This is a genomic window from Metabacillus sp. YM-086, assembly GCF_048059995.1.
GTDB classification, from domain to species: domain Bacteria; phylum Bacillota; class Bacilli; order Bacillales; family Bacillaceae; genus Metabacillus; species Metabacillus litoralis_B.
Genome location: NZ_JBLUOI010000037.1, coordinates 37136 through 49745 on the forward strand (window position 1 = coordinate 37136; position 12610 = coordinate 49745).

Annotated in this window: 9 protein-coding genes; 5 read left to right on the forward strand and 4 right to left on the reverse strand. The window is 35.5% G+C overall.

The window, feature by feature from the left end:
- Positions 1-9: 9 nt before the first annotated feature.
- Positions 10-4578: a glutamate synthase large subunit gene (gene gltB / locus ACEWK1_RS16030; RefSeq protein ID WP_121662411.1), complete on the reverse strand. Its 4569-nt coding sequence runs from the start codon at positions 4576-4578 to the stop codon at positions 10-12.
- Between the two features lie 138 nt (positions 4579-4716).
- Here gltB and ACEWK1_RS16035 point away from each other — a divergent pair, with 138 nt between their 5' ends.
- Positions 4717-5619, forward strand: coding sequence for a LysR family transcriptional regulator (locus ACEWK1_RS16035; protein ID WP_121662412.1), 903 nt, complete (start codon positions 4717-4719; stop codon positions 5617-5619).
- Positions 5620-5889: 270 nt separating this feature from the next.
- On the forward strand, positions 5890-6072 hold the full coding sequence (locus ACEWK1_RS16040) for a hypothetical protein (RefSeq protein WP_121662413.1): 183 nt from the start codon (positions 5890-5892) through the stop codon (positions 6070-6072).
- Positions 6073-6117: 45 nt separating this feature from the next.
- Here the strand turns inward: ACEWK1_RS16040 and ACEWK1_RS16045 are convergent, their stop codons facing one another.
- Positions 6118-6915, reverse strand: coding sequence for a glycerophosphodiester phosphodiesterase (locus tag ACEWK1_RS16045; RefSeq protein ID WP_232273915.1), 798 nt, complete (start codon positions 6913-6915; stop codon positions 6118-6120).
- A gap of 124 nt (positions 6916-7039) precedes the next feature.
- Between ACEWK1_RS16045 and ACEWK1_RS16050 the strand changes: the two genes are divergently transcribed.
- Positions 7040-7798 carry an NADPH-dependent oxidoreductase gene (locus tag ACEWK1_RS16050; RefSeq protein WP_121662415.1) on the forward strand — a complete coding sequence of 253 codons (759 nt, stop codon included), beginning with the start codon at positions 7040-7042 and terminating at the stop codon, positions 7796-7798.
- A 176-nt stretch (positions 7799-7974) separates the two neighbouring features.
- Positions 7975-8109 carry a DNA-binding anti-repressor SinI gene (gene sinI / locus ACEWK1_RS16055; RefSeq protein WP_232273337.1) on the forward strand — a complete coding sequence of 45 codons (135 nt, stop codon included), beginning with the start codon at positions 7975-7977 and terminating at the stop codon, positions 8107-8109.
- A gap of 72 nt (positions 8110-8181) precedes the next feature.
- Here sinI and ACEWK1_RS16060 read toward each other — a convergent pair whose 3' ends face one another.
- Positions 8182-8460: a hypothetical protein gene (locus ACEWK1_RS16060; protein WP_121662416.1), complete on the reverse strand. Its 279-nt coding sequence runs from the start codon at positions 8458-8460 to the stop codon at positions 8182-8184.
- A gap of 20 nt (positions 8461-8480) precedes the next feature.
- Complete coding sequence (helD, locus tag ACEWK1_RS16065; RefSeq protein WP_212134149.1) at positions 8481-10823, reverse strand: RNA polymerase recycling motor HelD; 2343 nt, start codon at positions 10821-10823, stop codon at positions 8481-8483.
- Positions 10824-11029: 206 nt separating this feature from the next.
- Here helD and ACEWK1_RS16070 point away from each other — a divergent pair, with 206 nt between their 5' ends.
- Entirely contained in the window at positions 11030-12562 is a 1533-nt protein-coding gene (locus ACEWK1_RS16070) for a bifunctional metallophosphatase/5'-nucleotidase (RefSeq protein WP_121662418.1), read from the forward strand.
- Positions 12563-12610: the final 48 nt, after the last annotated feature.

A 12610-nucleotide genomic window follows, 5' to 3' on the forward strand; every position in this document is an offset into this window, starting at 1 on the left:
CTCCCCTTTCTACTGTACTACTGCTTTGGAACGTGACGCTTTTGTCGCCGAACCTTTTTTCTCAGATTTCGCATTTGCTTCAAACGCACTCATAATTGCTTCTTCATTTGTTAGTCCAGCTGCCATTTGCTCAGCAATACGATTCATCATACGCTTGTAATCTTTTGGAATAACTTTAACAAATTTTGCTACTGTTTCACTCCAATGATCTAGAACAAATTTTGCTTTCGGACTTCCTGTATAATCATAATGATTTTGAACCATTTCTTTTAAGAAGTTTATTTCTTGGTCATCTACTAAACTCTCAAATTCAATCATTTCATCATTGCAGATTGCTTTGAACTCATCTTTGTTATCAGTAAGCACGTATGCAATACCACCAGACATACCTGCACCAAAGTTTTTACCAACTTCACCAAGGATGACAACACGGCCACCAGTCATATATTCACAGCCATGATCTCCTACACCTTCAACCACAACATTTGCACCACTGTTTCGAACACCGAAGCGTTCACCAGCATGACCGTTAATGTATGCTTCACCGCTTGTTGCACCATAGAATGGTACATTTCCGATGATCACATTATCAGCAGCAACAATGCTTGAATCAGCCGAAGGTTTAACAATGATTTTACCACCAGATAAACCTTTTCCTAGGTAGTCATTGGCATCACCCGTTAAATGCATTGTCACACCATTAGGAACAAATGCTCCAAAGCTTTGACCAGCAGAGCCAGTGAAACGAAGGGTAATTGTATCCTCTGGTAATCCTTCTTCACCGTAACGTTTTGAAATCTCACTACCTACAATTGTACCTGCAACACGATTAATATTCTTAATAGTAAATGAAGCATCAATTGGTGTACCAGATTCAATTGCTTTTTCAACTTTAGGTAAAATTTCAACCATATCCAGTGATTGATCAATTTTATGGTTTTGTTTCATTCTTGCAGTACGAGTACCCTCAGGTTGGAATAATAGTGTAGATAGATCTAAATGTTTTGCTTTCCAGTGAGCTTTCGCACGTTCACTTACTTCAAGAACATCTGTGCTTCCAACCATTTCATCCATTGTTCTGAAGCCAAGCTCAGCCATAATTTCACGAACTTCTTGAGCCACAAAACGCATGTAGTTCACAATGTGATCTGGGTCTCCAGTGAATTTATCACGAAGCTCCGGATTTTGTGTTGCAACACCTACTGGACAAGTATCTAAATGACATACACGCATCATAATACAACCCATAACCACAAGTGGAGCAGTAGCGAAGCCATACTCTTCTGCACCTAAGATAGCTGCTAGAGCTACGTCACGTCCAGTCATTAATTTTCCATCTGTTTCTAATACAACGCGATCACGAAGACCGTTCAGCATTAGCGTTTGGTGCGCTTCCGCCAGTCCAAGCTCCCATGGAAGTCCTGTATGTTTAATACTTGTTTTTGGAGAAGCACCAGTACCACCATCATAACCACTAATAACAATCACATCAGCAGCACCTTTAGCAACACCTGCTGCTATTGTACCAACACCAGCTTTAGCAACAAGTTTTACACTGATACGTGCATCGCGATTTGAGTTTTTCAAATCATGGATAAGCTGTGCTAAATCCTCAATTGAATAAATATCATGGTGAGGCGGTGGTGAAATTAATCCCACACCAGGTGTTGAACCACGAACATCGGCAACCCATGGGTAAACTTTGTTACCAGGTAACTGTCCACCTTCACCAGGCTTCGCACCTTGTGCCATTTTGATTTGAAGTTCATCAGCGTTTACAAGATAGTGACTCTTAACTCCAAAACGTCCAGATGCAATTTGTTTCACAGCACTGCGGCGAAGATCTCCATTTTCATCAGCAGTAAAACGGTTTGGATCTTCTCCACCCTCACCACTGTTACTCTTACCGCCAAGACGGTTCATTGCAATCGCAAGTGTTTCGTGTGCTTCTTTACTTAATGAACCAAATGACATTGCACCTGTTTTGAAACGTTTTACGATTGAATCAACTGATTCTACTTCATCAACTGAAATGGATTGTTTCTTGCTGTTGAATGAGAATAGATTACGTAAGAAACCAATTCTCTCTTCATTTGCAGCTTCTGAATATTGTTTAAAGAGGCTGTAATCATTTTTACGACAAGCCCACTGTAACGTATGAATTGTCTTAGGATTGAATGCATGGTGTTCCCCATTCTTTCTCCATTGGAAGTCACTACCAGAATCCAATACTTTATCAACTTTTTCAGAAAAAGCATCTTTATGACGTAAAACAGCTTCTTTTGCAATTGTTTCTAGATCAATTCCACCAAGCTGTGTCGCTGTGCCAGTAAAGAATCGATCGACAACTCCTTGGCTGATTCCAACTGCTTCAAAGATTTGAGCACCACGGTAGCTTTGAACAGTAGAAATCCCCATCTTAGACATTACTTTTACAACACCTTCAGTAACACCTTTGATGTATTTTGAAACAACCTCATCATAGCTATATGAAAGACTGCCATCTAAAACAGCTTCTTTATAAGTTGCAAAAGCTAAATAAGGGTTAATTGCATCCACTCCATAACCGATTAATGCAGCGAAATGGTGAACTTCTCTTGCTTCACCAGATTCAATGACAAGGCTCGCCTTTGTACGTGTTCCTTGACGTACTAAATGTTGGTGAAGTGCACCTACTGCTAAAAGTGCTGGAATAGCAACTTTGTCAGAGTTCATAGCACGATCTGAGATGATGATGATATTTACACCATCAGCAATTGCTTGATCTGCTTCTGCACATAAGTCATTTACTGCTGCATCAAGATTATCCGTAAACAATGCTTGAAGTGTTTTACTCTTGAAACTAGAGTGTAGGTTTAAACGTAATTGTGCTAATTGACCATTTGAAAGAACAGGTGAATCTATTTGAATTCTACGTGCATTTTCTTTCGTAGGATGAAGAATATTTCCTTCAGTACCTAATAAAGTCATTGTAGATGTAACAATTTGTTCCCTAATTGCATCAATTGGCGGGTTTGTTACTTGAGCAAATAATTGCTTAAAGTAGTTAAATAAAGATTGTGGGCGATCTGACAATACCGCAAGTGGAGTGTCATTACCCATTGATCCTAGTGGGTCTTTACCTTCTGTAATAATAGGAAGTAAATATTTTTGAATATCTTCGTACGTATAACCAAAAGCTTGTTGACGCTCAGCAATATCTGTTACAACTTCTTCTTCTAAATCTGCCGCTTGGCCATCAAGCTTAATAAGCTGTTCATTTAACCATTCTTGATATGGCTCTTCTTGCGCCATCTCTTCTTTAATCTCTTCATCAGAGATGATACGCCCTTGTTCTAAGTCAATTAACAACATTTTCCCTGGGCTTAAGCGATCTTTGTATAAAACATCTTTTTCATCGACTTCAATAACACCTACTTCAGATGAGAAGATGATGTAGTCGTCTTTTGTTACATAATAACGTGCTGGACGAAGACCATTACGATCTAGAATCGCACCAATTTGTTTACCATTTGTAAACGAAATTGCGGTTGGACCATCCCATGGCTCCATTAAGCAACTATGATATTCATAGAACGCTCTTTTTTCAGGACTCATATGAGGATTCTCAGTCCAAGGTTCTGGAATCATCATCATTGCAGCATGTGCTGGCTTACGACCAGCTAAAACAAAGAATTCAAATGCGTTATCTAAAATAGATGAGTCACTTCCGTCTGCATCTAAAATTGGTAGTACTTTATTTAAATCTTCGCCAAATGCTTCTGACACGAATTGTTGTTCTCTTGCTTTCATCCAATTCATGTTTCCACGAAGTGTGTTAATTTCTCCGTTATGGATTAAATAGCGATTTGGATGTGCTCTTTCCCAACTTGGGAATGTATTTGTACTAAAGCGTGAGTGAACTAGTGAGAAAGCAGATACGAAATCTTCATCCTGTAGATCAAGATAGAATGCATCAACCTGTTCAGGAGTTAATAATCCTTTGTAGACAATTGTGCTGCTTGAAAGACTAGTAAAATAGAAACGTAGTTCACGCTCTCTTGCCCAGTTTTCTGCTTGTTTACGGATCACATATAATTTACGTTCAAACGTAATGTTATCTTGAATTGATTCATCTGCTCCAATAAACACCTGACGAACAACTGGGCAGCTTAATTTAGCTACTGGTCCAATTTCCTCTGCGTTTACTGGTACATCTCTCCAACCTAATAAAGTTTGACCTTCAGCTTCAATAAAGTTGTTTAGTTGTTCTTCAATCTGTAGACGTTCTGAATCGTCATTTGAGAAAAACATCATCCCGACACCGTAGCGTCCACTTTCAGGAAGGGTCATTTCCTGACAAGCCTTTTTAAAGTATGCATCAGGAATTTGTACCATTAATCCGGCACCATCTCCTGTTAATGGGTCACTGCCTTGTCCACCCCTGTGGTCTAATTGACAAAGCATACTAAGTCCTTTTTTTACAATATCATGTGTAGCATGGCCTTTAATATGAGCGTATAAACCGATACCGCATGCATCATGTTCAAATTCAGGACGGTAGAGACCTTGTGCTTTAGGTATTTGATTGTAAGTCATGTATATCTCCCCCCGTTAGATAATCTTACACCCGAGAATTTTCAGATAATTACATTATATCTTTCAAAATTAATGTTAACAATATATAATTTAGATTAAATCAATCTCATTTTGATATAAATAGTTTGGAGGCCTATAATGGAATTACGACAATTACGTTATTTTATGGAAGTAGCCGAGCGTGAGCATGTATCTGAAGCTGCTCAATATTTACATGTTGCTCAATCAGCAATAAGTAGACAAATTGCTAATCTGGAAGCGGAACTAGGTGTTACCTTATTTGAAAGAGAAGGTCGAAATGTCAAGCTTACACCGATCGGAAAGGTGTTTCTTACTCATACAAAAACTGCAATGAAAGCAATTGATTATGCGAAAAAACAGATCGATGAGTACTTAGACCCTGAGAGAGGAACAATTAAGATTGGCTTTCCAACAAGTCTCGCAAGTCACTTGTTGCCAACCGTTATATCAGCATTTAAGGATAAGCATCCAAATGTTGCCTTTCATTTACGTCAAGGCTCTTATAAATTTTTAATTGATTCTGTTGTGAATCGTGAAATTGATTTGGCATTTTTAGGACCAGTCCCTCAAAATAATCCTGAAATTGAAGGAACAATTTTATTTACAGAGAGCATTTCGGCTTTAATACCATCAACACACCACCTAGCATCCAAAAGCAGTATTCTGCTTAATGAGTTAAGAAATGACTCATTCGTCCTTTTCCCTAGAGGCTTTGTTTTACAAGAAATTGTGGTGGAAGCATGTAAGCAAGCAGGATTTGTTCCAAACATATCTTCTGTAGGAGAAGATTTGGACGCTATCAAAGGTTTAGTTTCTGCCGGAATGGGTGTTACTTTGTTACCAGAAAGTACATTTCATGAGTCCATTCCCCGCTTTACAGTAAAAATACCAATTGAACTTCCTTTAGTTCGACGTTCAGTTGGAATTATCGTTTCGAAAAAAAGAGATCTTGCCCCTTCGGAAAAAGTGTTCTATAAGTTTGTAAAAGACTTTTTCTCGATGCTAGAGCAATATCAATAAATCAACCTGAGTTGACTTTGGTTTTGCTAGGTCAACTCTTGCTTAATCATAACATTTATTAGTTTGTATGAAATTAGAAATTAATGGGATTTCCCATTCAGTTACCTTGTAAGCTTGTTCCTAGTTTCTTCTATTATATATACAAATTAAACGCTTTCATTTTTAGTATTCAGAAAAAAAAGTTAGAGCTTGAAGGATTTTCTTCTTTGGAATGATATCTATGTTTTAGAGGAACATAAGAATACAAAATAAAGGAGGAGGATGTTGTTTATGAAAAAAGAACAATACCTATCTAATGCACCAAAACAAGAGCAACTCACATTACAAACGGATGGTACGTTTCCTAATAAGAAAAATATTGATGGTGATTCAGTTATGGAGCATAAAAACCAAGAAGTAGCTAATTCATTAATTGCTGAAAAAGAAATTGGTCAACAGCAGGAAAATCTTTAAACCTTATGCAAAGAGGCTCACGAAGTGAACCTCTTTTCTGTTCATTTATCTCTCGTTGCTCATAAAAAAGTCAGGATAGTCTGTTATGATTCCATCCACTTTTGCATCTAGTAGGGGTTTAATTGTTTTTTTATCTCTAACTGTGTATGGCATAGTCCTCATATTATACGAGTGAATTTTTTTTACTAATCTTTTCGTAACAAGAGCTTTATTTGGATTTATAAACTGGACTAATGAAGACCAATCTTTTAATTGTACATTTGACACTCCTTGCACTCGATATTTAACAAGTAAGCCGAGAGGAACCTGCGCTAACTTAGTATGAAACTTCTCTAGCCATTCAAAATCAAAAGATTGAACAATAACCTCTTCACTTTTAAACATATCCTTCTTATAAACATAAAGTTCTTCAGCTAATTTCATATGAAGATCATCATATAAATCAGGATTTTTCACTTCAATTAACAAACCTATTTTCCCTTTGAATGTTAGCAATACTTCTTCTAAACTTGGAACTTTTTCTCCAGAAAATTTCTTATGATACCAAGAACCAGCATCTAGTTTTCTTAATTCCTCGTATGTAAATTCTTTGACTTCACCAGTTCCATTCGTTGTCCTATCAACGGTAGGGTCATGAATAACAACCAATTTACCATCTTTTGTCATCTGTATATCAAGTTCAATATAATCTGCTTCAAGCTCTACTGCCCTATTAAAAGCTACCATGGTGTTTTCAGGAGCATGCCCTGAAGCACCTCGATGTGCAACAACTTTGAAGTTACCTTTTATATCATGATGTTTTCTTTTGGAGAATAGAAAGCTCTCTTTAAATTTACGAACCATCTTCACATTTCCAAGCTCCTTTACTTGTTCATATTAGGACACCGCTCACATAAATTCAAATCTTTGAAAGAAAAGGTAAAATCAAGTAAAGTACAATTAAGAAGATTGTTAGGAGGTAAAATTTGTGAATGATGTTATTAACACATTAACAAGTCACCGTTCTTTTCGTCAATATGAAGATAAACAGGTTGAACAAGAACACCTAAATGCGATTCTTTCCTCAGCTCAAGCAGCTCCGAATTGGATTAACGGGCAGCAGGTGTCTGTTATTGTTATAAGAAATAAAGAGAAAAAGCAAGAGCTTTCTGTTTTATGTGGAAATCAAAAACATATTGATCAGGCACCAGTCTTTTTAGTTTTTTGTGCGGATTTTTACCGGGCGAAAATAGCAAGTGAAATGGAAAATGTTCCTTTTGAAGTAGTAAATGATGCTGATTCCTTATTAGTTGGTGCAACAGATGTTGGGATAGCACTTAGTAATGCAATAGCAGCTTCTGAATCATTAGGATTAGGAACTGTTCCAATAGGTGGGATACGTCGAAGACCACTAGAAGTAATTGAATTATTACAATTACCTGAATATGTTATTCCGATATCAGGATTATGTATTGGCTACCCTTCAGAGGATCCCGGTTTAAACCCTCGATTACCTAAAGACGCTTTTGTTCATAGTGAGTCCTATAATGAGAATCAACAAAAATATATAGAAGAGTACAACAAGCAGTATAAACAGCACCAACTCAATAAAACAAATGGTCAAAGAGATACTTCGTGGACTGAAAGAATATCGAACTTTTATAAAGGCTCACATTATAATAATAACTACCCTGACGTACCCAAAATGCTTAAGAAGCAGGGATTTACTTGTAAAGATTTATCATAAAACTGACAATACTTTCCTTGTCAGTTTTTCATTTGTTAATCTAACATATATTTTAGTTAACATTTCTAAAAAATTATGATTAAATGAATGAAAAATGGTTTTAATCGTATTTCATCCGGGTATAGAGAATTAGTATCTTTCTAAGCATCCTTTACTAACTGCGGAGGTGATACATTTTGACTGATGCTATGAAAAATGACAGGAAAAATGAAGTTTTAGAATTAACACTCGAAGCGATGAAGTCCAATATTAGTAAAGAAGAGTTCAAACAATTTTTGAAACAAAAAGCAAAAGAAAAAAAACGCACTTAATCTTCGGTACATATGTAAAAGGGACAGATTTTTCATTTCTCCTTGAAAAATCTGTCCCTTTTATTTAAAACCTTATTTTATCTTTTTAAACTCCTTGATAAATTGCTCAGGATTGGATCGCATTTGAAATGAATACATACCTCTTGTTGTATGTAAGTAAAGAAATCCTATTTCCTTTGAAATGATCCGATACGAAATATCTAATACATCCTTTATTAAGAAAGTTTCAAAAGAAGTGGTAATTTCACTAGTAGACAATGTGATATTATGTTGTTCTTCTCTATGAAATAAAATATTTTCTTCAATATTTCTTTTGACTGTAATATAGGGTAAGTTAGCTATTACTTCCACATTGTCCCTCCTTTTTGACATTATTCTTCCTTGCTATAAAGATGACTAGAGATTTTTTCAACAAATGGAGTCACTTGTCCTGCAGAATAGATAAATAATTCGTGCATCGCTCTTGTGCAGGCTGTATAGAATAAATTTCTTACATCTTCCTCATAATATTGCTCTTTAGAAGCATTGAACAAAATAACAGCATCAAATTCGATACCTTTTGCAAGATATGCTGGGATGACAATAATCCCTTTTTGGAACTCATTGCTTTTTTTATCAATTAGCTGTACATTCATATGCTGTTTAAGTTCTTGATAAGCTTCCTGTGACTCCTTTGCAGTCTTGCAAATGATCGCAATCGTTTGGTAGTTCTCCAATGTTCTGATTCTATTTACTATGCTAGAAACAACTTTTGAGAGCTCTGTTTTTTCAATAATAATAGGTTTTGGTCCCTGTCGATTAAAAGGATCAATGTCATTTTTAGTATTAAGAATTTCACGAGTAAACTCAATAATTGGTTTGGTTGAGCGATAACTTCGGTTTAACGTAATTTTTTCAATTGAATCTCCTTGAAATAAGCTCATTAATGCATCAATTCCAGATTTGGAATGGTGTGAATAAATTGCTTGGTTTATATCACCTAGCACTGTATATCTTGCGTTCGGGAAAAGCTGCTTTATAAATGCAAATTGAAACGCAGAATAATCTTGTGCCTCATCAATAAACACATATTTTACACTCGTATTCACTTGAAATCCAGTTATTTTCTCCTTTATATACAAATAAGGAGTTGCATCTTCATAAGGCAGTCTGTTTTGATTAATCTCGGAAATTGTAAAAGAACAAACATCTTTCCACTCTTCTTCTAAGAGGCTTTCATTTTTTCCAATCATAAAATGAGAAGGCATATTATATAACTGTCGATATATTTCCTTTATATTTAGGAATAAGTGAGAATTGATTTCTTTTCGAACTGAACGTAAATGTCGCTTAACAACATATTTACGTAGCATTTTCTCCTCTCGCTCATAATCATCAAACGTATCTTCAGTAAATTTTCTTTGTTTCGTTAATTTTTCATAAAAAATTTGGTATTCTTCTTTACTTAAAAACTGAATTTCTTCTTCAACCCATGACTTTTCCCTCTCACCTTTTTCCATTTTCTTTAACTCGCTCAGTAGCCACTCTGAAAGAAGCTTCACTCTATTAGAAAGAGACAGTGTTGAGCTCAACGAATAAAAATACGATGAAACGTCATCTGATCTAAAAATAATATCTCCTCTAAACGTAATATTATGAAACAATAACCCTTCATTACTCAAATAATCCAAATATTGATCAATTACACTCATAAAATCATACGAAGATTTATAAGCAGCTGACATTTTTCTAACAGAATATAATGAATCATCTTTTTCCGTTAACATATATTCCATTGAAGTGAATGGATCTTCCACCTCATACTGATCACGAAGTGAATGTTGTAAATATTGCTGAAATGTTGTTTGCTGCATATTTTCCTCACCAAGTTCAGGTAAAACATTACGTATATAGCTATTAAACATAAAGTTCGGAGAAAACAACAAAATTTCTTCTGCCTGTAAAGTCTCACGATGCTTGTATAGTAAATAGGCCATGCGCTGAAGAGCCGCTGACGTCTTGCCACTTCCGGCAGTTCCTTGCACAAATAGTAGCTTCCCCTTTTCATTTCTAATTACTTTATTCTGTTCTTGTTGGATGGTAGCTACAATGCTTTTCATTTGGGTGTTTGATTGATCTCCAAGCACTTCCTGCAAAAGTTCATCGCCAATTGTAATTCCGGTATCAAACATACTTTTAATGCTTCCGTTTTTAATAATAAACTGCCTTTTTAATTTAAGCTCCCCACTAACAACCCCACCTGGGGCAGTAAATTCTGCAGAACCTATAGAATAGTCATAATATAAACTAGAAATTGGTGCACGCCAATCATAGATAAGAAACTCATCTGTACTCGGATCAAGGTAAGATGCAATTCCTAAGTAAATACTTTCAACCTCCTGTTCCCCTTCTTCCACAAAATCAATTCTTGCAAAATACGGTGCTTCAATAAGTCGTTTTAAGTTTTTTTCGTCTTGGTCCAGATTTTTATGTCGATGCTCTCGTTCAGCTAAAAATTCAGCTTGTTGTTTTATACTTGTAGCTGTTTCACCTGCTTCTACAGCATCATCAAAATTCACCGTTACATCTTCCCAGAAATTCTTTCTTATTTCGATAATATCTGTCTTCACCGTTGACGTTTGTTTTTGTAGACCCATTAAATCATGTTTCAATTTATGTAAAACATTATTTATTCTAATTTGTTCATCTTGAAGATTTTTTTCAAAAGTATCCATTAAATCCCGCCTTTATAGACTATTCTATTGAAACTAACCGCTATTTTTGTTCTCCTATCTTTACATTCTAGACATTATCGTGAAAATCCTACATATTGGAAAGCTTATGTTACTTTTAATAAATTCATTAAAACTTTACAGAATATTTGCTGTCTGTTCATTTTTCATTGCTAAGCTAATAGTAAGAAAAGAAGGAGGGATCCCTTATGACTAAACATAAAATGATCATTCTTTACTGTCTTATTAGCTTACTACTTGTATCAACCACCGTTTATTCAGCAACAACCTTAACGTCAACCGAAGATACGATTGAAATTCACTTACTTGGACTAAACGATTTCCACGGTCAATTAAACACTCACCACAACATTTTAGGCCAAAAAGTTGGTGGAGCAGAGTATGTATCAGCATATATCAATAAATTTAGGAAGCAATACAAAAACACATTCCTTGTTCACTCAGGCGATATGGTCGGAGGAAGCCCCCCACTTTCAGCACTATTCCATGATGAGCCTACAATCGAGTTTTTAAACTACCTAAATGTTGATATAGGTACTCTTGGAAACCATGAATTTGATGAAGGAGTCCAAGAAATGTTAAGACTAGTAGAAGGAAATAAAGATGGATTTTTTATAGGATCTACTGCTACTTATATTTCTGCAAACGTAATAGAAAATAAATCAAACTCACCCCTTCTCCCCCCATACACGATAAAAGAGATGAATGGTGTAAAATTAGGTTTCATCGGTGCTTTAACTACCGAAACAAATAAATTTGTCATTACAGAAAACCGTCAAGAAATTACAATTTCAGATGAAGTTGCAGCAATAAATCTAGCAACGGAAAAGCTTATCGATCAAGGTGTTCGTTCCATTATTGTACTAGCACATATTTCCGCTAAATCCAATTTAAAAGGTGGAAACCCTCAGTTAGATATGATTAAAATGGCACCTCTCCTACACGATGAAGTGGATGTTATATTTGCCGGTCACAGTCATGGATACGCCAACACAGTTGTAGATAATAAATTAATTGTCCAAGGTTATGCCTATGGAAAAGCCATTTCAGATGTTAAAATTATAATCAATCCACAAAATGGTCAGATTATTAACAAAAAAGCTGACATTCATTTAACCTTCCATTCTCTTATTAACCCAGACCAGACTGTAGTAAACCTTTTGACTCAATACGAGGAAAAGCTTTCTAGACAAACAAACGAAATCATATCCTCACTCCCTCATGATCTTTCTAGAAAAAAGAATACTAAAGGACAATCAGAACTTGGAAGCATGATTGTTTCGGCGATTCGAGACAAAACAAATAGTGACATTGCATTTCTGCATCACGGAGGGATTAGGTTTTCATTAAATAAAGGAAAGGTCACACTTGAAGATATTTATAGGTCACTACCTTTTAATCACAAATTAGTAAAAATGCAAGTAACTGGACAACAATTGATCAACATTTTAAACCAACAATGGACTCACGAAAAAGAGAATCTTTTGCAATCTAGCGGAATTAGTTATCAAATGACCCACACAGAAAATAAATTAAATAAAATAATTGAGCTAAAAGATTCTATAGGAAAAGAAATAGAGCCAGATAAAATATATACTGTAGTAACAAGTGATTACCTTGCTTATGGAGGGGATGGTTTTACCGCTTTTAAAGCAGGAGAAATTATTTTTACTGGTGAAACTATTCGGGATGTTTTTATTCATTACTTGAAAAAAAGCTAGAATCTTTTTGAACATTAGTAATTAAAAATACCCCCCTTTTAAAGGGGA